Source organism: Streptomyces sp. NPDC002888 (assembly GCF_042888465.1).
GTDB lineage: Bacteria > Actinomycetota > Actinomycetes > Streptomycetales > Streptomycetaceae > Streptomyces.
Window position 1 is genome coordinate 261,842 of the sequence record NZ_JBIAPU010000001.1, and the last position, 26,067, is coordinate 287,908.

A 26,067-nucleotide genomic window follows, 5' to 3' on the forward strand; every position below is an offset into this window, starting at 1 on the left:
CCCGAACCGGGTTGGTTCGGGGCCCTTCGCTTTTGCCGGCACCCTGCGCTGATGCGGGCCTCGCTTGCCCATCCGACCCACCCGTTCACGGTCGGCCAGGAGGTGCACCTCTGCCTCAGCCCAGAAAGTCCCGGCCGATCCGCTCCGCGACCCGCTCCAGGATCGGCCCCGCGTCCGCGATGCACTTAGCCACGTCCGGCTCGACCGCAGTCAGCGGATACGCCCGTCCGATCCCGGCCCGCTCCAGCGCCTCCGGAGACAGCGTGAGCCGCCCGCACACGGCGACGACCTTCTTGCCGGCGGCCCGGGCGGCCGCGGCGACGCCTGCGGGGGCCTTGCCGTGCAGGGTCTGCTCGTCCAGCGAGCCCTCACCGGTGATCACCAGCTCCGCCCGCGCCAGGGCCGGCGCGAAGCCGAGCACGTCGAGCATGACCTCGATGCCGGCGCGGAACCGGGCACCGAGCAGCAGTGCGCCGTATCCGACGCCGCCCGCGGCGCCCGCGCCCGGTGCGGCCGCGTACTCCGCCGCCTTCGGGCCGACGGCCGCCTCCAGCACCTCCGCGTAGTGGGCGAGCGCCGCGTCCAGTGCCTCGACGTCGTCCGGGGAGGCGCCCTTCTGCGGCCCGTACACCGCGGGTGCGCCCTTCGGGCCGGTCAGCGGATTGTCGACGTCGCTCGCCAGGATCAGTTCCACGTCGGACAGCCGCGGGTCGACGCCCGACAGGTCGGCCCGTGCCAGCTCCGCGAGCCCCCCGCCGCCCGGCGCCACCGGCTCCCCGTCGGCGTCCAGGAAACGCGCCCCCAGCGCGGACAGCATGCCCGCGCCGCCGTCCGTGGTGGCGCTGCCGCCGACCCCGAACACGATCGTCCGCGCCCCGGCGTCCAGCGCGGCCCGCAGCAGCTCGCCCGAGCCGTACGTCGACGCCGTCAGCGGCGCGAAGGCGCCCGCCGGCAGCCGCTGCAGCCCGCTCGCCTCCGCCATCTCGACGACGGCCGTGTCCCCGCGCAGCGCGAACGCCGCCGTGACCTCGTGACCGAGGGGCCCGGCGACCCGTACCTCCCGCCGCTCGAACCCGGCCGCGACGGCCGCGTCCACGGTGCCGTCACCGCCGTCGGCGACGGGCAGCGTCTCGACGTCGACGTCCGGCACGACCCGGCGCAGTCCCGCCGTCACCCGCTCCGCGACCTGTACGGCCGTCAGCGACCCCTTGAACTTGTCCGCGGCAACGAGCACCCTTTGGGTGCCGTGCACAGCAGCGTCCGACACGTTGCAATCCCCTTGCTCTCCGGGCCCGTCGCACGTCAGGGCCAGTCGCGCCGCTGCGACCTTAACCGGCGGACGCCCCCGCCGTCATGCCCCGCCCACACCGCGGAAGGGTCGCCGCGTCCCAGCCCGCGCGGCCACGCCCGGAATCGGGTACACCTCACCTATGACCCCTGTCGGCACTGAGTCAGAGCTCGCCGGCCGCATCCTCGGGGGCTGGCTGGGCCGGATCGCGGGCAACATGCTCGGCAAGCCGGTCGAGCAGGGCGACCTGTGGACGCGGGACCTCATCGACCGCTACCTGAGACAGGCCGGCGCCCTGCCCCTCACCGACTACCTGCCCGAGCCGATCGGCGAGGGCGACGGCTTCGAGCTGCGCCCCGAGTGGCGCCAGTGCGTACGCGGCCGCATCCACGGCAGCTGCCGCGACGACGACATCGACTACGCCATCCTCGGCCTCGACCTCCTGGAGACCCACGGCTTCGACTTCAGCACCGAGCAGGTCGGCGACCTGTGGCTGCTGCGGCTGCCGTACCTGCAGACGTTCACCGCGGAGCGGGCCGCGTACCGCAACCTCGCCAACGGGCTGAAGCCGCCGCTGACGGCGACGTACGACAATCCGTACCAGGAGTGGATCGGTGCCCTGATCCGCGCCGACGTCTACGGCTGGACCTCCCCCGGCGTCCCGCGCCGCGCCGCCTCGCTCGCGCGTCGGGACGCGGTGCTGTCCCACACCGGCAACGGCGTGTACGGCGCGATGTGGGCGGCGGCACTGATCGCGGCGGCGTTCACGGCGGGCACGGTCCGGCAGGCGGTCGACGAGGCGCTGACGGTGATCCCGGCGAGCAGCCGCCTGGCCCGCATCGTGCGCCGGGTCGCCTCCCTTCACGAGGCCCGGATGGCCTGGGAGGACACCCTCACCACGGTCGCCGAGGAGACCGCCGGGCTCGGCTGGATCCACACCGTCCCCAACGCCGCCGTCCTCACCGCCGGGCTCCTCTACGGCGACGGCGACTTCACCCGCACCATCACGCTCACCGTCCGCGGCGGCCTGGACACCGACTCCAACGGCGCGACGGCGGGCTCCGTGGCCGGCGTACTGACCGGCGCGGACGCCATCCCGTCCCAGTGGAAGGACCCCCTGGAGGACACGGTCCGCAGCGCGGTCTTCGGCTTCGACGGCGTACGGATCAGCGAACTGGCGGAACGGACGCTGCGGCTGACGCGGACGGAGAGCTGACGCCGCCCCGGCGCGAGCCGACCGAGGACGCCACCGACATGTACCGGCGTACGAGCCGCTGCGCCCGGCGCGGGTGGCGAGGGGGAGCGCTCGGACGTGGGCCGGCGAACCGCGCGCTGCGGCGGACCGGGGCAAGGACGTGACGCCGCACCGGTGCGGCTGGCTACCCTTCCTGAATGACCACTCCTGACTACGCCACGTACATCGCCTCCCTCCCCCGTGTGCTCGCCGGAGCCGCCGCGCTGTTCCGCGACGCGGAGGGCAGGGTGCTGCTCGTCGAACCCAACTACCGGGAGGGCTGGGCGCTTCCGGGCGGCACGGTCGAGTCCGACGACGGGGAGAGCCCGCGGCAGGGTGCGCGCCGCGAGACCGCCGAGGAGATCGGCCTCGACCGGGAGCTCGGCCGGCTCCTCGTGGTGGACTGGGTGCCCGGCACGGGGCGTCCGCCGCTGGTGGCGTACCTGTACGACGGCGGAGTGCTCGGCGAGGACGACCTCAAGGCGATCCGCCTCCAGGAGGAGGAACTGCTGTCCTGGCGCCTGGTCGCGCGCGTGGACCTCTCCGATCACCTCCCCGGCGCCACCGGCCGCCGCGTCCTGGCCGCCCTCGACGTCCTCACGGAGAGCTCGGGCACGGTGGAACTGGAGAACGGCCACCGGGTCGGCTGACGCCGCCGGGCCCTACCCCTCGGGGTCCCTGGGCTTGACCTCCACCTCACGCAACGCCTCGTCCCGCGCGGCGACTCGCGCCTCTGTCCGGTGTCCCCGCGCGATGTAGTCGCGCACGACGAGTTCCACGGCGTCCTGCGGGTTGCCCACCCCCGACAACACCATGGCTTCCACGACGAGCTCGGCGTCGAGCGAGACGTTGACCTTGGCCATGCGGCGACGCTAGCACCGCCCCGCGCACCCGGATATCCGTTCGCCGCAACCGGATCCCCCGTCCTAACCTCGGTGACATGAGCAGACCCCTCGTCGCCCTCCTCAGTGGGGCCGGTATCTCCACCGACTCCGGTATCCCCGACTACCGCGGGCCCAACGGGCTGTGGCGGCGGGATCCGGAGGCCGAGAAGCTGGTGACGTACGAGTACTACATGGGGGATCCGGAGATCCGGCGGCGGTCGTGGCAGATGCGGCGCAAGAACCGGACGCTGCAGGCCGAGCCGAACACCGCGCACCGGGCGGTGGCGGAGCTGGAGCGCTCCGGTGTGCCGGTCAGGGTCATCACGCAGAACGTGGACGGGCTGCACCAGCTCGCCGGGATGCCCGCCCGCAAGGTCCTCGAACTGCACGGGACCGCACGGAGCGTGGTGTGCACGCAGTGCCATGCGCGCGGGCCCATGGAGGACGCCCTCGCCCGGGTCGACGCCGGGGAGGAGGATCCGGCGTGCCTGGAGTGCGGGGGCATCCTCAAGTCGGCGACCGTGATGTTCGGCGAGCGGCTCGACCCGGTGGTGCTCGGTGACGCCGTGGCGATCACCAAGGCCTGCCAGATCTTCATCGCCGTCGGCACCAGCCTCCAGGTCCAGCCCGCCGCCGGCCTCGCCGGCGTCGCCGCCGACCACAAAGCCCGGCTGATCATCGTCAACGCCGAGCCGACCCCGTACGACGACCGCGCCGACGAGGTCATCCGGGAACCGATCGGCACCGCGCTGCCCCGGCTACTGCGCCGGCTGGGCGGCGAGAGCGACTGAACACCCCGAGGATTCTGCTTCTCATACTGGATGTCGCCGAAACCAGCTGGCGTGCTCGACGATTGGCTCCAGTGACGGCCCCGCCCCGTTTCACGAGTCACCGACGGACGCGCAGGAGCGGACAGCAAGCGCAGGGTGGAACTGTATTCGTATGTGCCGACCGGGCAGACCACGACACGAAGGCCCTGGTGGAGACGGGTGTGACTGAGCGCTTCAGTTGGCCGTTCAGCGCGACACTCGGCCACATGGGCGCCGTAAGCCCGTGAGCGTTGTGGTCGGCCCGCGCGAGCAGTTGCGGTGGCCTGCGAGGGCTGGGGCGGGCGTGACAGGATCCTCGCCATGATGAGCGCCGGCAGAGGCCGAGGACTGGATTTCTTCCGTGGGGACGTCCCCATCTACACGCTGACCTTCGCCAAGGACGTGTCTCCGGTGGAACTGCTGACTCGGATGGGCGCTGATCCCGACAGCGTGGCCCTGCGCACTTACAGGGCCCTGGCTGACGAGTACGGCGACACTCTCCTCGATGAGGACGAGCCGGTGGTGACGACCGGAACCGACGGTGAGTGGACGTGGGCCTGGGAGCAGGGCGGCATGCACGGCCTCGACGCACGGATCCTCTCTGCGGTCTCGCAGGGGACAGACGCCGTTGCGTTGCACTACAACGAGAAGCCGATGTACTGGTTCAAGTACGCGGTGGGCGGTGACGTGCTCGTCGACTTCCATACGTTGGAGCCGTTGGAGCCGACCGGTCGGGCGCCGAAGCTTCTCGACGCGGCGATGCAGCCCCTGGGGCTCGTCCCCGGTCAGCCCGCCCCGTTCCACAGCGTGCTGGCTCTCGCCGAGAACGCCTTCGGGCTGCGCGTGAGGCCGGCGCGAGACGACGAAGAGCGCTGGACCGGCAACCTGTTCGCCCTTCCCGAGCAGGCCTAGATTTCAAGCCCCCACCCTCCAGGCGACCAAGCCTGAGAAAAGAAATAGTTGAAACCGTATCAGCCAGAACACGGATTAGCTCAGCTTGCATGATTCCGCAGGGCGATGCAGCATTAACAGTAGCTGATGCCGAGCTCGCTCAGCATAAGCCAGTACCATTTTCTCCGCAGATCGATCCCCAGGCGTCCTCATGATAGATCACGATGGTGACGTAGCCGAGAGCGGAAAGACGTCCTGGTATAAGCGCATGAGCGCCCACATCGCCGATCTCCAGGGCCAGATAAACAGCCTTGAAGCAATTCGAGGTGGGCCTGACGCCCAGGACTCGGCAATCATAGCGAAGGCGAAATCTCAGCTCAACGCGGCTCGAGAGTCCATACAGAGTAAAGATTATTGGGCCCGCTTCACGGGACGCTCAATCGATCGAGCATGGGCCAACATACATGAAGCGGAAGTTGCCATTCTGCGTGTAACCCCTGATGACAAGCTGCGATGGAAAGGTCTTCCAGTTCTCACTCAGGCACGCTTGCACCTCTCGCCCGATGATGCTCGCCTCCAGCAACTCGAAGCATTGATCCAGGCGCCGAATGGCACGGTTCGACAAATCTCAGCGGCAGACCGAGAACTGGCAGTCAACACTCTGCATTCCGCCTACCAGGCCGAAGAGGCAGAAAGAGCAAGAGTCCGCAGCTTCACCGCGATAGTGTTCGCTGCCACTGTCGTGATGGTAGTTCTAGCCGCAGGGTTCGCGATCTGGGCGTTCACCGATTCTGCAGGAATCTCCGAAAGATTTTGCTTCCCGAAAGACGCAGACAAAGTTGACTCTCCCTTGACAGTGTGCCCGCTGGGGGAGAAAGATAATTGGGAGGGCGTATGGTTCATTGAATTCGTCGGTATGCTGTCGGCTGCTGTAGCCGGCGCCGTGTCGCTACGAAAGGTCAGAGGGACCGCCGGGCCATACCACGTGGCAATGAGCCTATTACTGTTGCGACTTCCAGTCGGCGCACTCACCGCGATCTTGGGGCTTCTGCTTATGAGCGGAAGATTCTTTCCCGGATTGACGGCTCTCGACACCTCGTCGCAAATCGTCGCCTGGGCTATAGCATTTGGAATATTGCAAGAATCTGTTACACGCGCAGTTGACCGGCAGGGACAGCTGCTGCTGGACAATATTAAAGTTCCAGGACGCGACGTCGAAGGGACTCAGATACAAATCCGTCGGGCTCCCGCCGGGCTCCGCCGTCGCGACCGGGGCGGCACCATTACACGGATACGCAACATCATAACTGGAAGGCGCACGCGATCGGGTTCGCGGCATACGGCCGAGGAGGACACGCAATAGGCGTTCTCGTCCCGCGACGATCACCAAGGCGGGTCGGGGGTTCAGGGGCGAGGGTGGCTGCCGACGGTTCGCGGGCTGTTGCGAAGTCCGAGGGTGCGTGGGGCGGTTCGCTCGTAGATGGTTCCGCCAGGTGTGTACCAGCCGGCCTTCTTTCGGACCGCCGGGCTCGGGTCCTCGGTGTGGGACGCCTCCAGGGCGGCGAGTGCGCGGGGGTCGGTGTGGGCGAACTTGCCGACGAGTTCGGCGGCCCTGCTCCGGACGTGCGGGTCGGGGTCGTGGGCCAGGTGTCTCAGTGCGGGTGCCAGGACCTGCTCCGCGTCCGGTGCGCAGGTGTCGCCCTTGCATCGGTCGCAGGCCAGGGCGTGGAAGGCGGAGATCCTGACGCGGGCGTCGGGGTCGTCGGCCATGACGATGAGGTCGTCCATGGACTCGGTGGCGCTCCCCGGCCCACCGGGAAACCGGTGGGCCGGGGAGGGCCGGCTGTGGTCGTTACGGTGTGACCTGGTTGGCGCCGAAGGTCACGACCAGGCGGCCGTCCGAGGCGAAGGACCAGCGGAGGGCGCCGGAGTAGGCGGAGCAGCGGGAGCCGTTCGTGCCGGACCAGAACTGGTTCGAGCTGTCGACGTTGCCGATGGTCCTGTCGTTCGTGCCGCTGCCGCTTCGGCAGGAGGTGTTGCCCCGGAACACCGAGGTGCCGGCGTCGAACGAGAAGTTGCGCTGGGCGTTGTCGATGCTGATGTTGTCCGACACCGTCATCGAGCCGGGGTTGCTGTTGTAGGTGAAGCCGTGCTTGCCGTTGTGGTAGGCGATGCTGCGGCGGACGACGTGGTTGACCGGGATGTCCTCGCCGCCGAGCTTGTAGCCGTTGCGGTCGCCGTTGGAGTTCACAGTGCCGTCGCTGAGGGTGCCGTTGGAGTAGGCGAGGGAGTCCTCGATGGTCACCGGGCCGATGGCTCCGGTGTCGTCCTTGGTGTAGAGGTCCCAGCCGTCGTCGATGTTGTTGTGGGACACGGCGTAGCGGAAGACGTTGCCGGAGCCGACTGTGAGCTTCGCTGCGAAGCCGTCGGCGTCCTCGCCGTCGGAGTCGGCGTTGTCGTGGGACTCGGCGCTCACGACGAGGTTGTTGGACGGCCACTGGTCGCGGGGGGTGCTGGAGGCCATCCGGGAGAGCTGCAGACCGGTGTCGCGGTTGTAGCGGGTGATCGTGCGCTCGAAGATGTTGTTGCTGCCGCCGACGAAGATGCCGTTGTCACCGGCGCGTTCGACGACGATGCCCTTCACGTGCCAGTACGACCCGTTCACAGCGAGCCCGCGGTTGGCCGGGTCCTCGGTCTGGGCCGAGAAGTTGAGGACGGGGGTCTCGCCCGGGTAGGCGGCCAGTTCCGTACGGTCGCTCGCGGTGCCGTTGTTGCCCGCCGGGATGGTGACCGTCTGCGTGTAGCGGTACGTCCCGCCGCGCAGGTAGATCGTTCCGCCGGGGGTGATCCGGCTGATCGCGGAGGTGAGTGTCGTCGGGGCCGATTCCGTTCCGGCCGCGCTGTCGGTGCCGTTCGGCGACACGTACAGGGCGGAGCCCGACGGCGGCGGCGTGGTGGTGCCGCTCACCTCCGCGTCGAGGTAGTCGATGTTGGGCAGGCCGACGGAGGCGGTGGGGCTGATCCGGATGGTGTTGCTGCCCGAACTCACCGGCACCGTCAGCGTCTTCGTCGTCCACGCCCCCCACGTACCGGTGCTCTCGAACGACACCGACGTGGCCGACGAGCCGTTCACCGTGACGTTCGCGGGCCGGACCGTGGTGGTTCCGTTGGCGAAGCGGACCTTCAGGGTCGCCGTGCCCGCGGCGGAGGCGTTCACGGTGAACTGGGCGTAGGCGCCGACCGCGTTGTTGCCGTTGCAGAATCCGCTGCCGGAGTAGCCGGCCCAGTCGGAGTCGATGGTGCCGGTGCAGACCGCCGGGGAGCTCTCGGCCTCGTAACGCGTGGACGCGGCCTGCGCGGTGTTGCCGGACAGCGCGACGAGCGTGCCGGCCAGCAGGCTGACGCACGCGATGACGGGTCTCCGTTGCATCGTTTCTCTCCAGGTTGGTGGACCCGTCCGACGAGGGGTCGGTGCCGAGCCCTTTTCTGCGGGTGGTTCCGGGTGCGACGATCCGGTTCGGCCATGGTTCGACAGTGTGAACAGGCCGGAGGTCCGGAGACCGCATCCGGAGTGGAGAAAGCGCTTTCTGGGACGCTAGAGCCCTTGCCGTGAACGCGTCAATAGACGCGTACGTGATCCTTATTCATGGACATGAACCATTGAGGGCATGCAGGCGTGCGGGCATGCGAGCATGCGGGGGCTCCACACACACGGAAGACAAAGACGCGGCAGGCTGCTGCTTCGCGAGGAGGTTGGCCGTCCACAGCGGGACGAGAAAAGGCAAGGAGGAAAATACCCGCTCCTTGCCACTCTCAACGTATAGCGCACTGGGGGGCTTGCGGCAAGGCCCCCGTCGTGCCGCAGAATCTCCGGCCATAGGCCAGAACCTGCGGAAACGGGGAGTCGCGAAGTGCGTGTGTCGTTGGAGAGGTGCGAGCTGGTGACCGGGGCGACGGTGGCCGCGGAGCCGCTGCTCGACGCGGTCAGCCGGGAAAGGCCGGCCGTGCACCGCCTGAACCACTCGGGATCTTCGAGGCAGGACCCAGAACACGAGAACGTGCGAACGTCGGCGACCTGAACCGGCGACGGCCACGGTGGCCATGTCGGGCGGGGCGTTGCCCGTCATGGCCACCGGGTTCGTCACACCGGTCCTGACGTCTTGTCGTGCGCAATGGCCGCAAGCGGCCTCGATTCGGAGCTGATGTAGTGACCCCCCTGACCACCAGTGCGTTCGACCTTCCCGACCGCCTCTCCCCCAAGGCCGACCCGACGCTGATCGCCGGCGACGAGCAGCACTTCGCGGCCATCGCGGAGTGCCTCGAGCAGACGATCGCCGAACTGACGCACCTCCTCGACGCCGAGCGCAGGGCGCCCGGCGGCATGGGCCGGCACGCGATGGACCGGGACACGGAGATCCACCGGCTGACCTCTCGCCTGCGCGCACTGCGTCGCTTCGGCCTCGACCTGTGCCTCGGACACATGGTCGGCACGGACAGCGCCGAGCCCCTGTACATCGGACGACTCGGCCTTACGGACAGCGAGGGCCGTCGGCTGCTGATCGACTGGCGCTCCCCCGCGGCCGAGCCGTTCTTCGGAGCCACCCACGCCAACCCGATGGGTCTGGCGAGCCGCCGCAGGTATCGCTGGACGGGCGGCCGGATCAGCGACTACTGGGACGAGGTGTTCACCTCGGACGGGTTCGCCGGGCACGCCGCGCTCGACGACCAGTCCGCCTTCATCGCCAGCCTGGGGAGCAACCGGTCGGCACGGATGCGAGACGTCCTCGGCACCATCCAGGCCGACCAGGACGCCATCATCCGGGCCAGTTCCCGCGGCGCTCTCGTCGTCGACGGCGGTCCGGGTACGGGGAAGACCGTCGTCGCCCTGCACCGCTCCGCCTACCTCCTCCACTCCGATCCCCGCCTGGGTCACCGTCGGGGCGGTGTGCTGTTCGTCGGTCCGCACCGGCCCTACCTGGCCTACGTCGCCGACGTCCTCCCCAGCCTGGGAGAGGAGGGCGTGCAGACCTGCACCCTTCGGGACCTGGTCGCCGAGGGAGCCGCGGCATCGATCGAGGCCGACCCTGACGTGGCCCGCCTGAAGTCGTCCGCGGACCTGGTGAACGCGATCGAGAAGGCCGTCAGGTTCTACGAGGAGCCGCCCGCCAAGGGGATGACGGTCACGACCCACTGGTCCGACATCCGGCTGAGCGCCGCGGACTGGGCCGTGGCGTTCGAGGCAGCGGAACCCGGCACCCCGCACAACGAGGCCCGCGACCAGGTCCTGGAGGAGCTGCTCACGATCCTGGTGGACAAGCACGAGGGCGACGACGTCTCGCCCGACCTGCTCCGCAAGTCCCTGCGGCAGAACAGGGAGCTGCTCGCCGCCTTCAACCGCGCGTGGCCGCTGCTCGAGGCGGCCGACCTCGTGGGAGACCTGTGGTCGGTGCCCGCCTACCTGCGGCTGTGCGCTCCCTGGCTCGGCCCCGACGACGTACGGCGGCTGCAGCGCGCGGACCCCCAGGCCTGGACGGTGTCCGACCTGCCGATCCTGGACGCGGCACGGCAACGGCTCGGCGACCCGGAGGCGGCCAGGCGCAAGCGCCGGAACAAGGCCATCCTCGCCACCCAGCGCGAGCGCATGACACAGGTCGTCGACAACCTGATCGAGGCCACGGCCAACTCCGGCGCCGACGGTGACGACGGCGAGGGCCTGGTGACGATGCTGCGCGGCGAGGACGCCCAGGTCAGCCTGGTCAACGAGTCCGAACTGCTCACCGTCGACCCGGACCTGCTCGCGGGCCCGTTCGCGCACGTGGTCGTCGACGAGGCTCAGGAACTGACCGACGCGGAGTGGCAGATGCTGTTGCTGCGCTGCCCGTCCCGGAGCTTCACCATCGTCGGGGACCGCGCCCAGGCCAGGCACGGGTTCACCGAGTCGTGGCAGGAACGGCTCGAGCGGGTTGGGCTCGACCGGATCAACCTTGCCTCCCTGACCATCAACTACCGGACACCGGAAGAAATCATGGCGGAAGCCGAGCCGGTCATCCGGGCCGTGCTCCCGGACGCCAACGTGCCGACCTCCATCCGCGGCGGCGGCGTCCCCGTCGTACACGGTTCCGTCGCGGATCTGGACTCGATCCTCGACACCTGGCGCGCCGCGCACGCCGACGGGATCGCCTGCGTCATCGGCGATCCCACGTTCCGCACGACGTCCCGAGTCCGGTCGCTGACCCCCGAGCTGTCGAAGGGCCTCGAGTTCGACCTGGTCGTCGTCATCGACCCGGAGAAGTTCGGCACGGGCGTCGAAGGAGCGGTCGACCGCTACGTCGCGATGACCCGAGCGACCCGGCAACTCGTCGTCCTCACGAGCTCCTGACGGCTCTGGAGCGCCCCGAGCTGGAATTCCACTCCAGGAACGGGGCGCTCCAGAACGGGTGCTCTAGAAAAGGGCTGTTCCCCGTTCGAAGTCCAGCAGGCGCTGCTTGCGGTCCAGGCCGCCGCCGTAGCCGGTGAGGCTGCCACTCGCGCCGATGACGCGATGACAGGGGACGATGATGCCTACGGGGTTCCTTCCGTTGGCGAGGCCGACCGCTCGGGAGGCCTTGGGGTTGCCCAGGGCGTCGGCCAGTTCGCCGTAGGAGCGTGTCTCGCCGTAGGGGATCCGGCGCAGTTGGTCCCACACGCCGCGCTGGAACGAGGTTCCCTGCAGGCGCAGTTCGATCGTGAACTCCTTCAACTCGCCCGCGAAGTAGGCCTCGAGTTGTTCCTCGGCCTCGGCGAAGAGGGGGTTGTCGGCGCGGACGCCGAAGCTCTCCTCCGTCGGGCGGTGGCGCTGTTCGGTCATGTAGAGGCCGCACAGGACCCCGTCGTCGTCGGCGACGAGGGTGAGGGGGCCGTACGGGCTGTCGATGACGGTGTGCTGCTTCATGATGGGTCCCTGAGTTTCCTTACACGGGCAGGAAGTTGATGGGGTGGCTGTCCGTCGCCCACAGATACTGGACCACGTACGCCCGCCACGGGCGCCACGCCGCCGCGCGAGCGGTGAGGGCCGCGGGGGTGGACGGCAGGCCCAGCTCCTGTGCGGCACGGCGGATGCCGAGATCGGTGGGGAGGAAGGCGTCGGGGTCGCCGAGGGCACGCATCGCGATGACGTCGACCGTCCAGGGGCCGAAGCCGGGCAGAGCCAGGAGCGTGGCCCGGGTCTGCGGCCAGTCGCTGTCCGGCCCCAAGCGCAGGCTGCCGTCGGCGAGTTGGCCGACCAGCGTGGTGAAGGTCGTACGGCGGGTCCGTGGCATCGCCAGGGACTCCGGATCCACCACGGCCAGCGCCTCGGGCGTGGGGAAGAGGTGGGTGAGTCCGCCCTCGGGGTCGTCGACCGGGTCGCCGTGGGCGGTGACCAGACGGGCCGCGTGGGTGCGGGCGGCGGCGGTGGAGACCTGCTGACCGAGTACGGCGCGTACGGCGAACTCCGCCTCGTCGACCGTACGCGGAACGCGGCGGCCGGGGGCCTTGTCCACCAGGGGCGCGAGGAGCGGATCCGTACGCAGCTGGTCGTCGATCGCGACCGGATCGGCGTCCAGGTCGAGCATCCGGCGGCAGCGGCTGATGGCGACGGTCAGGTCACGCAGGTCACTGAGGGTGAGACGGCAGGCGATGTGGTCGGGCTTCGGCGTCAGCGCGACGATGCCGTGACCGTACGGCAGCCGGAGCGTGCGCCGGTACGCGCCGTCCCGCCACTCCTCGACCCCGGGTACCGCGGTCGCCGCGAGGTGGCCGAAGAGGTTGTCGGGGTTGAGGGGGGCACGGAAGGGGAGGCGGAGGGTGAGGGCACCCGGGGTGACATGGGGTGGCTGAGGGTTCTGGAGGGGCTGGGGGCTGTAAGGGCCCTGGGGGCTCTTGGTGCTTCTCTTCGGTGTCCGGTCGCGCAGTTCGCTCGGGGACAGGGCGAAGACCTCGCGCACGGTGTCGTTGAAGGCGCGGATCGAGGAGAAGCCGGCGGCGAAGGCGACCTCCGCCATGGGCAGCGGCGTGGTCTCGATGAGCAGGCGGGCCGTCTGGGCGCGCTGGGCACGGGCGAGGGAGAGTGGGCCCGCGCCCAGTTCCGCGAGCAGCTGGCGTTCGACCTGCCGGGTGCTGTAGCCGAGGCGGCCGGCGAGGCCGGGGACGCCCTCGCGGTCCACGATGCCGTCGGCGATCAGCCGCATGGCGCGGGCCACGAGGTCGGCCCGCTGGTTCCACTCCGGCGAGCCCGGGCTGGTGTCCGGCCGGCAGCGCTTGCAGGCCCGGAAACCGGCCTGCTGGCAGGCGGCCGCGCTCGGGTAGAACGTCATGTTCTCCGGCTTGGGCGGGACGACCGGGCAGCTGGGTCGGCAGTAGATCCGGGTGGTCAGGACGGCCGTGTAGAACCATCCGTCGAAGCGCGCGTCCTTGGACTGGACGGCGCGTACACAGTGCTCCCTGTCGGTGTGCATCCCGTTCTGCATGTGTCCAGCATCGTGCACCCACCCGGCCCGGGCTGGCGGAAATCCGACATCAAGCTCGGCTGTCCTGGGCCTGGGCGGATCGCCACGCGGACTCGCGCAGCAGCCGCAGCCCGTTCAGGCCCACGATCACGGTCGAGCCCTCGTGACCTGCGACTCCGAGTGGGAGGGGCAGGTGGCCGACCAGGTCCCAGACAACAAGGCCGGTGATGAACGTGCCCGCGATCACCAGGTTCTGCAGCACCAGGCGGCGGGCGGCGCGGGAGAGACGTACCACCGCCGGTACGGCCGTGAGGTCGTCGCGCACGACCACGGCGTCCGCTGTCTCCAGCGCGAGGTCGGAGCCCGCGCGCCCCATGGCGATCCCGGCGTGCGCGGCCGCGAGGGCCGGCGCGTCGTTGACGCCGTCGCCGACGAAGAGCACCCTGCGGCCGGCGCGCTGGAGGTCGCGTACGGCGTTCACCTTGTCCTCGGGGAGCAGGTCCGCACGGACGTCGGTGATGCCGGTGGCGGCGGCGACGCGGGCGGCGGCGTGCGCGTTGTCGCCAGTGAGGAGGGTGGGAGTGGTGCCTGTGAGGGCGGTGAGGGCGGCGGCGGTGGCCGGGGCGGCGGGGCGGAGGCGGTCGGTGAGGGTGAGGGTGCCGAGAGGGGTGGAGTCACGGGTGACGAGGACGGTGGTCGCGCCGGTGCCTGCGTCGACATCAACATCAACATCGGCATCAACATCAACATCGGCATCGGCATCGGCATCGACATCGACATCGACATCGACGGGATCCTGCATACCTTCGGCACGGTGCATACGGTCGACAGAAGCGTCCATATGCCGGACGGACGTCTCCATACGACTACTGGCCGTCTCCCTACGACTGCCGGACGTCTCCCTTCGGCCGACGGTCACCGTCCGCCCCTCGACCACCGCCGTGACCCCGTGCCCCGGCGTGGCCGCGAAGTCCTCGGCGATGGCGATCGGCAGGTTCCGTGCCCGGGCCGCGGCGACGATCGCGCGGGCCAGTGGGTGTTCGCTGGGGTGTTCGGCGGCCGCGGCGAGGGCGAGGAAGGTGTCCGCGTCGAGGCCGGTGTCCGGCAGGGGGCGTACGTCCGTCACCTCGGGGGCGCCCTCGGTGAGGGTGCCTGTCTTGTCGAGGGCGGCGGCGTCGATCTCGCCGAGGCGTTCCATGGCGACGGCGGACTTGACCAGGACGCCGTGGCGGCCGGCGTTGGCGATGGCGGACAGCAGGGGCGGCATGGTGGCGAGGACGACCGCACACGGAGACGCGACGATCATGAACGTCATGGCCCGGAGGAGGGCGTCGGTGAGGTCGGCACCGAAGGCGAGGGGGACGGCGAAGACGGCGAGCGTGGCGGCCACCACGGCGACCGCGTAGCGCTGTTCGACCTTCTCGATGAACAGCTGGGTCGGCGCCTTGGTGCGGGAGGCCTCCTCGACGAGGGTCACGATGCGGGCGATGACCGAGTCGGCCGGGTCGCGCTCGACGCGGACGCGCAGTGCGCCGGTGCCGTTGAGGGTGCCGGCGAAGACGTCGTCGCCGGGGCGCTTGACGACGGGCAGGGGCTCGCCGGTGATGGTGGCCTGGTCGGCCTCGCTGGTGCCCTCCAGTACGCGTCCGTCGGCGCCGATCCGCTCCCCCGGGCGGACCAACAGGACGTCCCCGACGGCGAGTTCGGTGGTCGACACAATTTCCTCGCGGTCGTCGCCGCCTCCTCCGTCGCCGTCCTTGCCGATGAGCCGGGTCGCGGTGTCGGGGGCGAGGTCGAGCAGGCCGCGCACGGAGTCGGCGGTGCGGGCGGTGGCCAGGGCCTCCAGGGCGCCGGAGGTGGCGAAGATGACGATCAGCAGGGCGCCGTCCAGGGCCTGTCCGATCGCGGCCGCACCGAGTGCCGCGACGATCATCAGCAGGTCGACGTCGAGGGTCTTCTCGCGCAGGGCGCGCAGGCCTTCGAGGGCCGGTTCCCAGCCGCCCGACACATAGGCGACCGCATACAGGATTCCGTACGTCCAGGACGGTGCACCGCCGACATCCAGCGCGAGACCCAGCAGGAAGGAGACGGTCGCGGCGAGCGCCCAGCGGGCCTCGGGGAGGGCGAGGAGACGGGTGCGGCGGCGGGGGGCCGTCGGGGTGCGGGTGGGGGGCGTCGTGGGGGCAAGGGTCGTTGACACGCGGCCACCATACAGGAACATATGAAGACTCATTCATCTGTTCATGCGTGGTCGGTAGGATATGGCCATGGGTCATGGAGCGGTCACCACCACTGCGGCGGAACGGGTGCGTCTGGACGCCGACAACGTGGCGAAGGTGGCCACCACGCTCCAGGCCCTGTCGACGCCCTCCCGCCTGTTGATCCTGGCGCGCCTGCGCGAAGGGCCGCTGCCGGCCACGGAGTTGGCGGCGGAGGTGGGCATGGAGCAGTCGGCCTGCTCGCACCAGTTGCGGCTGCTGCGGAATCTGGGGCTTGTGGTGGGTGAGCGCCGGGGGCGGTCGGTGGTGTACGCGTTGCACGACCACCATGTCGCCGAGCTGCTCGACCAGGCCGTTTATCACGTGGAGCATTTGCGGCTGGGGCTCAGCGACGCGGCGGAGGAGTAGCGGCGGCGTTGTCTGGTAAACGGCCACACGGCATGCCGATGTGCACCGTCTCACAGACGTTTTTGCCCGCCGCCGGTCGGGACGCGGCGGGACCCCATCGGGTCCACGCCGGCGGGAGCCTCAGCCGGCGGTCAGCGCCGTGTCCGGTAGACCCAGGTACCGGCGGAGGGCGGCGCGTCCGTCGTCCGTCAGTCTTACGACGCGCGTGGCGTTCTCGTGCACGATCCACGACTGCTCGACCGCGTGCCGGAAGACGGACGCGCCCACACCGCCTGCCAGGTGCAGACGTTGCTCCGTCCAGTCGAGGCAGGTACGGACGTGCGGTCGGTGCGGCGCTTCGGCGGCTTCGTCGGCGATGCCCAGCTCCCTCAGCCATCGGGCACCCGAAGGGGTGAGAGCCGGCCCGTAGTGCCAGGTCAGGAACCCCTGGCTGGTCATCGCATCGGTGATCGCGATCGCCAGCGACCCGGCCAGGTGGTCGTAACAGATGCGCGCGAAGGCCAGAGCCCGGTGACGGCGGGCCGCGGTGAGCGAACGCACCGGCACCGGACGCCGAGGTGCCCGTGCGGCAAGCCCCTCGATCATCTCCGCGATGTCCGGGTCGGCGAGCCGGACGTAGCGGTTGCGGCCCCGTCGTTCCTCGGCCAGCAGACCGCCGGCGACCAGCCGGTGCAGATGGCTGGTCGCGGTGGACTGGGCGACTCCGGCGAGCTGGGCCAGTTCCTTCGCCGTCCAGGCACGGCCGTCGAGGAGGGCGAGGCAGAAGGCGGCGCGTGTACGGTCGGCCAGGAGGGCCGCCAGGGCGGCGAGGTCCGGCTCTTCGGCGTACACGTCGGGGCTGGTCACACGTTCATTGTCCGTGACCGTCCCTTCGACGCCCGTCGAAGGGTCCCGCGCCTAGCGTTTTTGCATGACGACTGACACGCATCGAGTGATCCGGCCGAGCATCCTGTATTTCGGAACGCCGGTGGTCCTGCTCACCACGGAGAACGCGGACGGCAGCTTCAACCTTGCTCCGATCTCGTCCGCCTGGGCGCTGGGACAGCATGTTGTCCTGGGTCTGGGCAGCGACAGCCAGACGGTGCGCAACCTGGCTGAGCGACCGGATATGGTGATCAACCTCGCCTCCCCGGATCTGTGGGAGCGGGTGGAGCGCCTCGCGCCGCTCACCGGCGCCGCTCCGGTGCCGGAGAGCAAGCGGGCGGTGTACCGCCACGAGCCCGACAAGTTCTCCGCCGCCGGGCTGACCCCGCGCTCCTCGGACCTCGTACGGCCGCCCCGGGTGTCGGAGTGTTCCCTCCAGTTGGAGGCCAGGGCCCTGGCACTGACTCCGGGCGGGGAAGGGCGCTTCCTCGCGGTCGAGTGCGAGGTGGTCCGCGTGCACGCCGACGAACGCGTCATCGTGCCCGGCACGCACCACATCGACCCCGGCGTCTGGAGCCCGCTCATCTACAACTTCCGTCACTACCACGGGCTCGCCCCCGAGCTAGGAGCGTGTCCCAGTAACCGACGCCGGGCTGGTTCTGGCATCGGATGATCGTTCCCTCGCCCGAAACGCGATGTCGCATTTCCGCCAGTGCCAGTGGCTCGCTCACGAGAGAGTCAGCGAAGGCTCGTGTTCCCGATCGCGGGCCTGTCCGTCTGGCACTCCGCGAAAGGCACAGCGCATGCACGTCGTCCCCGGGCTCAAGGTCCTGTACTTCGGAACTCCGGTGGTGCTGATCAGCTCACTCAACGAAGACGGCACGGCGAATCTCGCGCCGATGTCCTCGGCGTGGTGGCTGGGCCAGTCCTGCATGCTCGGTCTCGGCAACAACGCCCAGACCACCGCGAACTTGCTGCGGGAGGGCGAGTGCGTGCTCAACCTGCCCTCGTCGGCGATGGTCGATGCTGTCGACCGGATCGCGCTCACCACCGGGAAGCAGGCCGTGCCGGACTACAAGAAGGAGCAGGGCTACCGGTACGAGCCGGAAAAGTTCTCGGCAGCCCACCTGACCGAGCAGGCATCGGACCTGGTCCGGGCCCCCAGAGCCGCGGAATGTCCGATCCAGCTGGAGTGCAAGGTCGCCTCGGCCCATCCCTTCGGCGGCCCCGAGTCGCACGCCACCGCCTTCGAGGTCGAAGTCCTTCGCGCCCATGTCGCGGAAGACCTGGTCATCCCGGGGACGCACTACGTGGACCCGCTCGGCTGGGACCCGCTGATCATGAAGTTCTGCGAGTTCTTCGGCGGTGGCCACAACGTTCACCCGTCGAGGCTCGCCGAGGGCTGGAACATGCCGCACCAGCTCCAGTCGACGGCCACCTGAGCAGGCATCCGGCGGCCACCCGCCTGCGTCTCGTGACCATTCGTGCGAGATGATCACGGTATGCGCCACACGGACGGGTTATTCGATGCCGAGCCGGTCGAGCCGAAGCAGCCGCGGGCACGTCCGACGGTGGTGGACAAGCGGTTCCGGGCATTCGACCCGCACCAGGTCCTGCTGCTGCCGCCGTCACTGGACGACTGGCTGCCCGAAGACCACCTGGCCCGCTTCGTCGCCGACCTGGTTGACCAGGCGCTCGACCTCGCGCCGATCCTGTCCGACTACACCGAGAAGCGCGGCTACCCGCCCTACGACCCGCGGCTGATGGTGCGCCTGCTGATCTACGGGTACACCACCGGTGTCCGCTCCTCACGGGTCATCGAGCGCAAGTGCGCGGACGACGTCGCCTTCCGGTTCCTGGCCGCGGACCAGACCCCGGACTTCCGCTCGATCGCCCGGTTCCGCCGCCGCCACCGACGCGCTCGCCGACCTGTTCCTCCAGTCCCCGCACCTCGCGCAGAAGCTCGGCATGGTCAAGATGGGCCGCGTCGCCCTGGACGGCACCAAGCTGGAGGCCAACGCCTCCAGACACAAGGCCATGAGCTACGGGCGGCTGGTCGACAAGGAGGAACGGATCGAGGCCGAGATCGCCGAACTGGAGACCAAGACCGCCGCCCTGCTTGCCGACGCCGAAGCCGTCGATGCCGCCGAGGACGAGCGGCTCGGTATCGACGGCAAAGAGCTCGACCTGCCAGCCGAGATGGACCGCCGTGAGAAGCGTCTCGCGCGGCTACAGGCCGCTCGCGCCCAGATCGAGGCCGAGGCCGCCGATAGAGCCCGCCGCCATGCCGAGGACAAAGAACGCCGCCGCCAGGCACGCACCGGCTCCTCTGACGAGCAGGTCGTCACCGACGCCGGCGAGCAGGCCGACGGCCGGGCCCGCCCGAAGCCGAAAGCCCAGGCCAACTTCACCGACCCCGACTCGCGGATCATGAAGAACAGCGACGGCGCCTACATCCAGGCCTACAACGCCCAGGCCGTCGTCGACGACGCCCACCAGATCATCACCGCCGCCGACGTGACAACCAACGCCTCCGACGCGCTGAACTACACCACGATGCTCGACCAATCCGCCCAGAACACCGGCCGCCACCCCAAGCAGGCCCTCGTCGACGCCGGCTACTGCTCCGAGACCAACCTCGAAGCCGCAACGGAGCGCCAACTCACCTGCGGTACTGACACGTTCATGGCCACCGGCCGACTCGGGCACGACGAACAGGTCCCGCCCGCACCACGCGGGCGCATCCCCAAGAACGCCACACTCAAGGAGCGCATGGCCCGCAAGTTGCGGACCAAGCCCGGCCGGAAGGCATACAGCCGTCGCAAGGCCATCGTCGAACCCGTCTTCGGACAGATCATGACCTGCCAGAACGGCCGCCAACTCCTCCTGCGCGGCGAGGAAGACGCTCGAGGAGAATGGCGCCTCCTTGCCGCCTGCCACAACCTTAGTAAGATCTTCCGGCACACCGGCACAGCAGGGATCCCCGCCCTGGCCGGCTGACCAGCCTGGCCTCCCCGGCCACATCACGAGCCCTGCCGGCCGGACACCCTGCGGGGCAGACCCCCACCGGAGCTCCACAAGCCGCGACAGGGCCGCCGCGACCGATCCGCCGACCACAGGAAGCCGACGCTTGCTCGTTACTGACCCACGCTCCTAGGCCACGGCTTCCGTTGGGAGACGGCCAGGGCGGCGGAGCGCGTCACGCGGGGCCGGTGAGCCTCGTGGCGGACCGTTTGTCGAACGTCGCCGCCAGGACGGCTGCCGTGATCCCGGTGATACCGAGGACGAGAGGCAGCCGTACGTCCAGACCCGTGAGAGAACCGGCGAGGGCGGTGCCCGCGGATCCCGACGTGATCTTGAGTGCCGCGACCCAGATGAAGACCTGGCCGCGCACCTTGGCGGGCGCGTACTCGGTGCGGGCGGCGAGAGTGGCGGCGAAGAAGAGGGCGTTGAGGATGCCGGTGACCCCGTATGCCGCCACCGACAGCACGAGGCTGTGGCTCGCCGAGATCAGGCCGAGACCGATGACGACCCCCAGGGCGAGGCGGCGCATGAGGAGGTCGGGGTCGCCGGTGAGCGGGGCCACCATGACCGCCACGGAGCCGGTGAGGTTGCCGAGTCCGTAGGCGGCGGTCAGCACCGCCGCGGTGGACGCGCCGACCCCAAGGATCTCCGTCATGTGCACCGCGGTGATCGGCAGCGCGGCGACGCCCAGCGCGACGATCATGGTCAGGTAGACGGTGCGCCGCAGAGGGCCGGTGCGGGCCACCAGGACCAGGGTGGGGCCCGGCTTGAGAATCGCGGCTCTGTCCCGGCCGACAGCCGCGGGCGCGTGGGGCAGAAGGAGGACACACCCCGCCGCGACACCGGCGCCGCCCGCCAGGGCAAGGGCGGCGACAGCGGGGGAGGTCCCGCCGGACAGGGCCGCCACCAGGGACGGACCGACGGTGCCGCCGATACCGTACGTGGCCACGTCCCAGCCCTGCGCCCGGCGCTGGGTGCGCAGTCCAGGACCGGCGATGGCGGGCAGCCGGCTGCTGATGCCGCCGGTCAGCAGGGGGCCGCAGGTGCCGGCCACAGCCAGCAGCAGCGCCGTCACCGGGGCGGGCACTGTGGCGTACGTCAGTACACCCGCGGTCAGCGCGGCGGCATACAGCAGACAGGCCACGGCGATGACCTTGCGTCCGTCCCGCGCGAGGTCCAGCGGGCGGGCCACGAAGGGGCCGAACAGGTGCGGTGCGGTGATACACGCGCCGAGCACACCGGCGAGCGTCCCCGCACCTCCCGACGAGGTGACGAGGAGGACGACGGCGACGACCGCTCCTCCGTCGGCAGTCCGGGCCAGGGCCGCGGCGACGACGTAGCGCGCCAGGCCGCCCCTGCGGACGGCGAGTGGAGGCGACACGCCGGTCGCGTTCGCCCCGGTCGCGGAGTGCTGACGATTCATGGCGCGCTCAGGAAGTGAGCCCGAGGGCGTCCAGCGTGGCGACAACGCCCTGACGTGCTGCTTCGTCCAGCCCGCGCAGGGGACGCGGCAGATTCGGCTCCCTCGTCAGGCCGAGGTGCGAAGCGGCGGCCGACATGACACGCAGACCGCCGTGGCGGCGGAACAGCGCCCACAGCGGCTCGAGTTCGTCGGACAGCTCCGTGGCCGTGCCCGCATGACCGGCCTGGGCGGCACGGGTGAGGGCGAGCGCGGTCTGCGGGAAGGTGCCGCCGAGGACCGAGTACCAGGCGTCACACCCCGAGTTCAGACCACGGGCGGCCGTCCAGTCGCCGCTCACACCGATGGTGACCGTCTCGGGGACCAGCGTCCGCAACGCGTCGACGCGGGCCTTCGCCCGTGCCGGGTCGTCGGGCACGCCGGGGATCTTGATCGAGCGCACGTTCGGCAACCGGGCGATCCCGCCGTGCAGCTCGTCGCTGAAATCGACGTGCGTGGTCCTGGGGTTGTCGTACACGCACAGCGGCACCGACAGCTCGCGGGTGACCTCCTCGTACAGACCGAACACCTCGTCCTCGGTGAGCGGCTGATACGTCATCGGTGCGAGCAGCACGGCTGAGGCCCCGGCCCGCTGCGCGTCCTCGGCCAGCGCCAGGACGTCCGCGGTGCGCAGCGCGCCGATGCCGACCATGACGGGAACCCCGCCGGCGGCCTCGACCGCGATCCTCGCGGCGTGGGCCCGCTGCTCCCGGGTGAGGTAGGCGTAGCCGCCGGTGGAACCGAGCGCGCCGATGGAGTCCACCCCCGAGGCCGCGAGGCGGGCGACGAGCGCGGCGTACGCCGTGTCGTCGATGCCGTGCTCGTCGGTGGGTGTGAGGGGGAAGGCACTGAGGCCATGGAACATGGTCGCTCCTTCGAGGGGGAGGAAACGGGTGGCTATGCGCCTGCGGCGCGCAAGTCCGCCACGACTGAGGTCAGTTCAGCGGCAAATGCCTCAGCCTGCGGCTCGGTGATGGTGGAGGTGGTGACCCGGACGGCGCCCCGGTGGGCGGAACCGTCAGGGACGAAGACGTGGCCGGGCCGTACCGCCCAGCCCCGCTGTCCCAGGGCGTCGGCCACCGACCGGCCGTCGACGTCGAGTTCGACCCACACGTTCAGTCCGTCGGGCCGGTGGGGGACCTCGATGCCCTGGGCGTGCAACTGCCCGACGAGCAGGCCGCTGCGATGCGTGTATGTCTCGCGGGCCCGTTCGTGGAGTTCGTGGACGGCGGGATCGAGGAGCAGTTCGCGGGAGATGTGCTGCAGCAGGTGGCTGACCCATGTGGTGCCGGCGCTCAGCCGCGCCTCCAGGCGGGCGGTGGTCTCCGGGTCGGCGGCCAGGAGAGCGAGACGCAGGTCCGGGCCGAGGAACTTGGACAAGGACCGCACCAGCGCCCAGCGTGCCGTGGTCGGGGGAGTGATCCGGTGGTACGGCCGTGCGGAGACCGCCGAGAAGTGGTCGTCCTCGATGACCAGGACCTGGGGGTGGCCGGCCAGGATCGCGCGCAGGTCGGCTGCCCGCTCCTCGGTGAGGCTCGCGCCGGTCGGGTTGTGGGCACGGGGTGTGCAGACCACCGCACGAGCACCGTCCTCCAGGGCGGCCCGCAGGGCGTCGGGCCGCATACCGGCGCCGTCGACCCGGACCGGCACCGACCGGTAGCCGTTCAGTCGCAGGGTGCCGATGCTCGCCAGGAAACAGGGATCCTCGATCGCCACCAGGTCGCCGCGGGCGAGGTGGGCGTTCAGGAGGCGTTCGGTGGCGTCGACCGCTCCGTGCGCCACCAGCGTCCGGAACGGCTGCTCGATGTCCTCCGCGAAGTCGGCGGAGGCCCACTCGGCGAGCCCAGGGTCGACGGCGGGCACTCCGTACAGGGGCCGGCGGTAGCGTCCGCGCCGGACCACGGCCAGGATGTCCGGCAGCAGTTCCGGGTCGGGGTTGCCGCTGGCCAGGTCGGTCGAGGCGCCCCCTGCACCGACACCTTCGCGGGCGAGCTGCGGCACCGCCGCGATCACCGTGCCGCCGCGGCCCCGGGTCTCGGCCACGCCGGCCTCGACCAGCCGCCGGTACGCCAGGGCGACCGTGTTCCGGTTGACCCCCAGCTCGGCGGCGAGCGTCCGCACCGGGGGCAGCACCGCTCGCGGCGCCAGCTCACCTGAAGAGACCTGGTCCCGCACACTGCCCGCGATCTCAGCCGCGGTCGTGCCGCTGATCGTCATGTGATCACCTCCTGCACCCACCGTAGCATTTTTGTCCTATGCCAAAACAGTTGCCTACGCGCCCGCTGCGCGAGAATGGAGCAAGTGACCACAACCCGGTGTGGATGAACCGCAACGGCGATGTCTACGACAAGGCGGCCGACCAAGTCAGCGCGGGCATCACTATCAGTCCGGCGCCGTCGTCCTGGTCAGTGGTTCCCTCATGTCATCGCCCCTCGGAACATGGTGTTGTCATTGGCCGACTTCTCCGGGATCGGCTGGATGACGTCCCAGTGTTCGACGACCTTGCCGTCCTGAACCCGGAAGATGTCGACGACGGACGCTCCGCGGTCGTCGGCGGACATCTGGAAGTGGTGGTGGAACGCGACGTACTCGCCGTCGGCGATGACCCTCTTCAGGCTGATGCTGCGGCGTGGGTTCGGGTGCTGGATGCGGTGACGCGTGATCCGGGGCGGCGGTGACGGCTCCGCCCGCGACAAGTGGAGCAGTCTGATCGTCATGCGGCTCGGGGAGCGCACCCACCGGTTCAACGAACTCCACCGCGAGATCGACGGGATCAGCCGGCGGATGCTGACCCTGACCCTGCGCGCACTGGTCCGCGACGGCCTGGCCAGCCGCACGGCCTACCCCACCGTGCCGCCCCGCGTCGACTACGAACTCACCAAGCTGGGCCGCACCCTGCTCGCGCCGATCAGCGCGCTCCACGAGTGGGCCGTGGCGCACCGCTCCGACATTCGCCAGGCGCGCGCCGACCACGACCGAGCCACCGGCGACCGCGGTGCGGACTCGCGCACCCCCTGAGAAGGGCTACATGTTGATCATGTGGCCCGCCAGGCCGTGGACCGCCTCCTTCACCGCCTCGCCCAGGGTCGGGTGGGCGTGGACGTTGCGGGCGACCTCGTGGACGGTGAGGTCCCACTGTTGGGCCAGGGTGAGTTCGGGCAGCAGCTCGGTCACGTCCGGGCCGATCAGGTGGCCGCCGAGGAGTTCGCCGTACTGGGTGTCGCTGATGAGTTTCACGAAGCCGGTGACATCGCCGAGGCCGTGGGCCTTGCCGTTGGCGGTGAAGGGGAACTTGGCGACCTTGATGTCGTGGCCGAGTTCGCGGGCCTGGGCCTCGGTGTAGCCGAAGCTGGCGATCTGGGGCTGGCAGTAGGTGGCGCGGGGGATCATGACGTAGTCGAGTTCCATCGTCTCCGCGTCCGCGATCGTCTCCGCGGCCACCACACCCATCGCCTCCGCCGCGTGCGCGAGCATCAGCTTCGCGGTGACGTCGCCGATGGCGTAGATGTGCGGGACGGAGGTGCGGCAGCGGGTGTCGACGTCGATCGCGCCGCGCTCGGTGACCGTCACGCCCGTGTTCTCCAGGCCGTAGCCGGTGACGTTCGGGGCGAAGCCGATGGCCTGGAGGACCTTGTCGGTCTCCAGGACCTGCTGGGCGCCGTCCTTGCCGGTGACGGTGACGCGGACCTGGGGGCCGGACTCGTCGATCGACTCGACCCGGGTGGAGGTGAGCACGTCGATGCCCAGGCGGCGGTACTGCTTGGCGAGTTCGGCGGAGACGTCGGCGTCCTCCAGCGGGGCGACGCGGTCCAGGAACTCGACGACGGTGACCTTCACGCCGTAGTTGTGCAGGACGTAGGCGAACTCGATGCCGATGGCGCCGGCGCCCGCGATGACGATCGACTGGGGCAGGTCCTCGGCGAGGATCTGCTCCTCGTACGTCACCACGCGGGCCGTACGGCGGGTGCCCGGCAGCAGCTTCGGCGTGGCGCCGGTGGCGATGATGCAGTGGTCGAAGCCGATGGTGCGGGTGTTGCCGTCGTAGTCGGCGACCTGGAGGGTGTGCGGGTCGACGAATGTGCCGCGGCCGTCGAACTCGGTGATCTTGTTCTTCTTCATCAGGTAGTGGACGCCCTTGACGCGCCCGTCGGCGACCTTGCGGCTGCGGCGGTAGGCCTCGCCGTAGTCGAAGGAGACCTCTCCGTCGACCTTGATGCCGAAGGTCTTCGCCTCGCGGGTGACGATGTGCGCGAGCTCGGCGTTGCGCAGGAGGGCCTTGGTGGGGATGCAGCCCACGTTCAGGCAGACGCCGCCCCAGTACTTCTCCTCGATGACGGCGACCCGTTTGCCCAGTTGGGCGGCGCGGATGGCGGCGACGTAGCCGCCGGGGCCGGCACCGAGTACAACGACGTCGAAGTGCTCGTCCTGCTCGACCATGGGGAGTTCCTCCGTGGGTCCGCCGTGAGTCCGTCCCCGTGATTGTTTCGCTCCGGCCCGTCGCTCGCCACGCGGATCACCGCGT

Annotated in this window: 23 protein-coding genes and 1 pseudogene; 11 read left to right on the top strand and 13 right to left on the bottom strand. The window is 70.0% G+C overall.

The genetic code is table 11. The features are described from left to right. Positions 1 to 115: 115 nt before the first annotated feature. Positions 116 to 1,234 carry a glycerate kinase gene (locus ACFYWX_RS01145; protein ID WP_389422160.1) on the bottom strand — a complete coding sequence of 373 codons (1,119 nt, stop codon included), beginning with the start codon at positions 1,232 to 1,234 and terminating at the stop codon, positions 116 to 118. Between the two features lie 196 nt (positions 1,235 to 1,430). Here ACFYWX_RS01145 and ACFYWX_RS01150 point away from each other — a divergent pair, with 196 nt between their 5' ends. Together ACFYWX_RS01150 and ACFYWX_RS01155 are read left to right on the top strand one after the other, a co-directional pair. Beyond that, positions 1,431 to 2,504, top strand: a complete 1,074-nt coding sequence (locus ACFYWX_RS01150) for an ADP-ribosylglycohydrolase family protein (RefSeq protein WP_389421919.1) — start codon at positions 1,431 to 1,433, stop codon at positions 2,502 to 2,504. A 176-nt stretch (positions 2,505 to 2,680) separates the two neighbouring features. Then, on the top strand, positions 2,681 to 3,172 hold the full coding sequence (locus ACFYWX_RS01155) for an NUDIX domain-containing protein (protein ID WP_389421920.1): 492 nt from the start codon (positions 2,681 to 2,683) through the stop codon (positions 3,170 to 3,172). Between the two features lie 12 nt (positions 3,173 to 3,184). On the opposite strand, the gene ACFYWX_RS01160 is transcribed toward ACFYWX_RS01155, so the two are convergent. Continuing rightward, positions 3,185 to 3,385 (bottom strand): type II toxin-antitoxin system VapB family antitoxin, encoded by a 201-nt coding sequence (locus ACFYWX_RS01160; RefSeq protein ID WP_389421921.1) that lies wholly within the window; start codon positions 3,383 to 3,385, stop codon positions 3,185 to 3,187. 77 nt (positions 3,386 to 3,462) lie between these two features. On the opposite strand from ACFYWX_RS01160, the gene ACFYWX_RS01165 reads away from it, so the two are divergent. The 3 genes from ACFYWX_RS01165 (at position 3,463) to ACFYWX_RS01175 (ending at position 6,469) form a co-directional block, all read left to right on the top strand. Further along, the gene (locus ACFYWX_RS01165) at positions 3,463 to 4,197 is read left to right on the top strand and encodes an NAD-dependent deacetylase (RefSeq protein WP_389421922.1); all 735 of its coding nucleotides are present in this window, start codon (positions 3,463 to 3,465) and stop codon (positions 4,195 to 4,197) included. A 342-nt stretch (positions 4,198 to 4,539) separates the two neighbouring features. Continuing rightward, positions 4,540 to 5,127 (top strand): DUF6461 domain-containing protein, encoded by a 588-nt coding sequence (locus ACFYWX_RS01170; protein ID WP_389421923.1) that lies wholly within the window; start codon positions 4,540 to 4,542, stop codon positions 5,125 to 5,127. Between the two features lie 247 nt (positions 5,128 to 5,374). Beyond that, positions 5,375 to 6,469 carry a hypothetical protein gene (locus tag ACFYWX_RS01175; protein WP_389421924.1) on the top strand — a complete coding sequence of 365 codons (1,095 nt, stop codon included), beginning with the start codon at positions 5,375 to 5,377 and terminating at the stop codon, positions 6,467 to 6,469. 41 nt (positions 6,470 to 6,510) lie between these two features. Here the strand turns inward: ACFYWX_RS01175 and ACFYWX_RS01180 are convergent, their stop codons facing one another. Next, positions 6,511 to 6,894, bottom strand: coding sequence for a HEAT repeat domain-containing protein (locus ACFYWX_RS01180; RefSeq protein ID WP_389421925.1), 384 nt, complete (start codon positions 6,892 to 6,894; stop codon positions 6,511 to 6,513). Positions 6,895 to 6,958: 64 nt separating this feature from the next. Next, entirely contained in the window at positions 6,959 to 8,536 is a 1,578-nt protein-coding gene (locus ACFYWX_RS01185; RefSeq protein WP_389421926.1) for a carbohydrate-binding protein, read from the bottom strand. Positions 8,537 to 9,313: 777 nt separating this feature from the next. Here ACFYWX_RS01185 and helR point away from each other — a divergent pair. After that, positions 9,314 to 11,485, top strand: coding sequence for an RNA polymerase recycling motor ATPase HelR (helR, locus tag ACFYWX_RS01190; protein ID WP_389421927.1), 2,172 nt, complete (start codon positions 9,314 to 9,316; stop codon positions 11,483 to 11,485). A gap of 63 nt (positions 11,486 to 11,548) precedes the next feature. On the opposite strand, the gene ACFYWX_RS01195 is transcribed toward helR, so the two are convergent. The 3 genes from ACFYWX_RS01195 to ACFYWX_RS01205 are packed head-to-tail and all read right to left on the bottom strand — an operon-like array spanning position 11,549 to position 15,792. Then, entirely contained in the window at positions 11,549 to 12,037 is a 489-nt protein-coding gene (locus ACFYWX_RS01195) for a methylated-DNA--[protein]-cysteine S-methyltransferase (RefSeq protein WP_389421928.1), read from the bottom strand. 19 nt (positions 12,038 to 12,056) lie between these two features. Further along, on the bottom strand, positions 12,057 to 13,592 hold the full coding sequence (locus ACFYWX_RS01200; protein WP_389421929.1) for an AlkA N-terminal domain-containing protein: 1,536 nt from the start codon (positions 13,590 to 13,592) through the stop codon (positions 12,057 to 12,059). A 49-nt stretch (positions 13,593 to 13,641) separates the two neighbouring features. After that, positions 13,642 to 15,792 carry a heavy metal translocating P-type ATPase gene (locus ACFYWX_RS01205; protein WP_389421930.1) on the bottom strand — a complete coding sequence of 717 codons (2,151 nt, stop codon included), beginning with the start codon at positions 15,790 to 15,792 and terminating at the stop codon, positions 13,642 to 13,644. Positions 15,793 to 15,838: 46 nt separating this feature from the next. Between ACFYWX_RS01205 and ACFYWX_RS01210 the strand changes: the two genes are divergently transcribed. Beyond that, a complete protein-coding gene (locus ACFYWX_RS01210) occupies positions 15,839 to 16,198 on the top strand; it encodes an ArsR/SmtB family transcription factor (RefSeq protein WP_389421931.1) in 360 nt (119 codons plus the stop codon). Positions 16,199 to 16,318: 120 nt separating this feature from the next. Here the strand turns inward: ACFYWX_RS01210 and ACFYWX_RS01215 are convergent, their stop codons facing one another. Beyond that, a complete protein-coding gene (locus tag ACFYWX_RS01215) occupies positions 16,319 to 17,044 on the bottom strand; it encodes an ArsR/SmtB family transcription factor (RefSeq protein WP_389421932.1) in 726 nt (241 codons plus the stop codon). Between the two features lie 64 nt (positions 17,045 to 17,108). On the opposite strand from ACFYWX_RS01215, the gene ACFYWX_RS01220 reads away from it, so the two are divergent. The 3 genes and pseudogenes from ACFYWX_RS01220 (at position 17,109) to ACFYWX_RS01230 (ending at position 20,062) form a co-directional block, all read left to right on the top strand. Further along, on the top strand, positions 17,109 to 17,735 hold the full coding sequence (locus ACFYWX_RS01220; protein ID WP_389421933.1) for a flavin reductase family protein: 627 nt from the start codon (positions 17,109 to 17,111) through the stop codon (positions 17,733 to 17,735). A gap of 130 nt (positions 17,736 to 17,865) precedes the next feature. Continuing rightward, positions 17,866 to 18,504 (top strand): flavin reductase family protein, encoded by a 639-nt coding sequence (locus ACFYWX_RS01225; RefSeq protein ID WP_389421934.1) that lies wholly within the window; start codon positions 17,866 to 17,868, stop codon positions 18,502 to 18,504. Positions 18,505 to 18,564: 60 nt separating this feature from the next. Further along, positions 18,565 to 20,062, top strand: a pseudogene (locus tag ACFYWX_RS01230) (IS1182 family transposase). 199 nt (positions 20,063 to 20,261) lie between these two features. Here ACFYWX_RS01230 and ACFYWX_RS01235 read toward each other — a convergent pair. The 4 genes from ACFYWX_RS01235 to ACFYWX_RS01250 form a co-directional block, all read right to left on the bottom strand. Further along, a complete protein-coding gene (locus tag ACFYWX_RS01235; protein ID WP_389421935.1) occupies positions 20,262 to 21,509 on the bottom strand; it encodes an MFS transporter in 1,248 nt (415 codons plus the stop codon). A gap of 7 nt (positions 21,510 to 21,516) precedes the next feature. After that, a complete protein-coding gene (locus tag ACFYWX_RS01240; protein WP_389421936.1) occupies positions 21,517 to 22,410 on the bottom strand; it encodes a dihydrodipicolinate synthase family protein in 894 nt (297 codons plus the stop codon). Between the two features lie 32 nt (positions 22,411 to 22,442). Continuing rightward, on the bottom strand, positions 22,443 to 23,762 hold the full coding sequence (locus ACFYWX_RS01245) for an aminotransferase class I/II-fold pyridoxal phosphate-dependent enzyme (RefSeq protein WP_389421937.1): 1,320 nt from the start codon (positions 23,760 to 23,762) through the stop codon (positions 22,443 to 22,445). Positions 23,763 to 23,962: 200 nt separating this feature from the next. After that, positions 23,963 to 24,262, bottom strand: a complete 300-nt coding sequence (locus ACFYWX_RS01250) for a nuclear transport factor 2 family protein (RefSeq protein WP_389421938.1) — start codon at positions 24,260 to 24,262, stop codon at positions 23,963 to 23,965. On the opposite strand from ACFYWX_RS01250, the gene ACFYWX_RS01255 reads away from it, so the two are divergent. Further along, complete coding sequence (locus ACFYWX_RS01255) at positions 24,261 to 24,563, top strand: winged helix-turn-helix transcriptional regulator (protein ID WP_389421939.1); 303 nt, start codon at positions 24,261 to 24,263, stop codon at positions 24,561 to 24,563. The genes ACFYWX_RS01250 and ACFYWX_RS01255 overlap by 2 nt on opposite strands. A 6-nt stretch (positions 24,564 to 24,569) precedes the next feature. Here the strand turns inward: ACFYWX_RS01255 and lpdA are convergent, their stop codons facing one another. Then, a complete protein-coding gene (lpdA, locus tag ACFYWX_RS01260) occupies positions 24,570 to 25,982 on the bottom strand; it encodes a dihydrolipoyl dehydrogenase (protein WP_389421940.1) in 1,413 nt (470 codons plus the stop codon). Positions 25,983 to 26,067 lie beyond the last annotated feature (85 nt).

What these genes read in the sequence shown, in the direction of transcription:
- ACFYWX_RS01245 (WP_389421937.1), bottom strand. Translation starts at nt 23,762, where the DNA reads ATGACGATCAGCGGCACGACCGCGGCTGAGATCGCGGGCAGTGTGCGG.
- ACFYWX_RS01240 (WP_389421936.1), bottom strand. Translation starts at nt 22,410, where the DNA reads ATGTTCCATGGCCTCAGTGCCTTCCCCCTCACACCCACCGACGAGCAC.
- ACFYWX_RS01200 (WP_389421929.1), bottom strand. Translation starts at nt 13,592, where the DNA reads ATGCAGAACGGGATGCACACCGACAGGGAGCACTGTGTACGCGCCGTC.
- ACFYWX_RS01205 (WP_389421930.1), bottom strand. Translation starts at nt 15,792, where the DNA reads ATGTTCCTGTATGGTGGCCGCGTGTCAACGACCCTTGCCCCCACGACG.
- ACFYWX_RS01250 (WP_389421938.1), bottom strand. Translation starts at nt 24,262, where the DNA reads ATGACGATCAGACTGCTCCACTTGTCGCGGGCGGAGCCGTCACCGCCG.
- ACFYWX_RS01255 (WP_389421939.1), top strand. Translation starts at nt 24,261, where the DNA reads ATGCGGCTCGGGGAGCGCACCCACCGGTTCAACGAACTCCACCGCGAG.
- ACFYWX_RS01195 (WP_389421928.1), bottom strand. Translation starts at nt 12,037, where the DNA reads ATGAAGCAGCACACCGTCATCGACAGCCCGTACGGCCCCCTCACCCTC.
- ACFYWX_RS01220 (WP_389421933.1), top strand. Translation starts at nt 17,109, where the DNA reads ATGACGACTGACACGCATCGAGTGATCCGGCCGAGCATCCTGTATTTC.
- ACFYWX_RS01180 (WP_389421925.1), bottom strand. Translation starts at nt 6,894, where the DNA reads ATGGACGACCTCATCGTCATGGCCGACGACCCCGACGCCCGCGTCAGG.
- ACFYWX_RS01185 (WP_389421926.1), bottom strand. Translation starts at nt 8,536, where the DNA reads ATGCAACGGAGACCCGTCATCGCGTGCGTCAGCCTGCTGGCCGGCACG.
- ACFYWX_RS01210 (WP_389421931.1), top strand. Translation starts at nt 15,839, where the DNA reads ATGGGTCATGGAGCGGTCACCACCACTGCGGCGGAACGGGTGCGTCTG.
- ACFYWX_RS01175 (WP_389421924.1), top strand. Translation starts at nt 5,375, where the DNA reads ATGAGCGCCCACATCGCCGATCTCCAGGGCCAGATAAACAGCCTTGAA.
- ACFYWX_RS01165 (WP_389421922.1), top strand. Translation starts at nt 3,463, where the DNA reads ATGAGCAGACCCCTCGTCGCCCTCCTCAGTGGGGCCGGTATCTCCACC.
- lpdA (WP_389421940.1), bottom strand. Translation starts at nt 25,982, where the DNA reads ATGGTCGAGCAGGACGAGCACTTCGACGTCGTTGTACTCGGTGCCGGC.
- ACFYWX_RS01155 (WP_389421920.1), top strand. Translation starts at nt 2,681, where the DNA reads ATGACCACTCCTGACTACGCCACGTACATCGCCTCCCTCCCCCGTGTG.
- ACFYWX_RS01170 (WP_389421923.1), top strand. Translation starts at nt 4,540, where the DNA reads ATGAGCGCCGGCAGAGGCCGAGGACTGGATTTCTTCCGTGGGGACGTC.
- ACFYWX_RS01235 (WP_389421935.1), bottom strand. Translation starts at nt 21,509, where the DNA reads ATGAATCGTCAGCACTCCGCGACCGGGGCGAACGCGACCGGCGTGTCG.
- ACFYWX_RS01150 (WP_389421919.1), top strand. Translation starts at nt 1,431, where the DNA reads ATGACCCCTGTCGGCACTGAGTCAGAGCTCGCCGGCCGCATCCTCGGG.
- ACFYWX_RS01225 (WP_389421934.1), top strand. Translation starts at nt 17,866, where the DNA reads ATGCACGTCGTCCCCGGGCTCAAGGTCCTGTACTTCGGAACTCCGGTG.
- ACFYWX_RS01160 (WP_389421921.1), bottom strand. Translation starts at nt 3,385, where the DNA reads ATGGCCAAGGTCAACGTCTCGCTCGACGCCGAGCTCGTCGTGGAAGCC.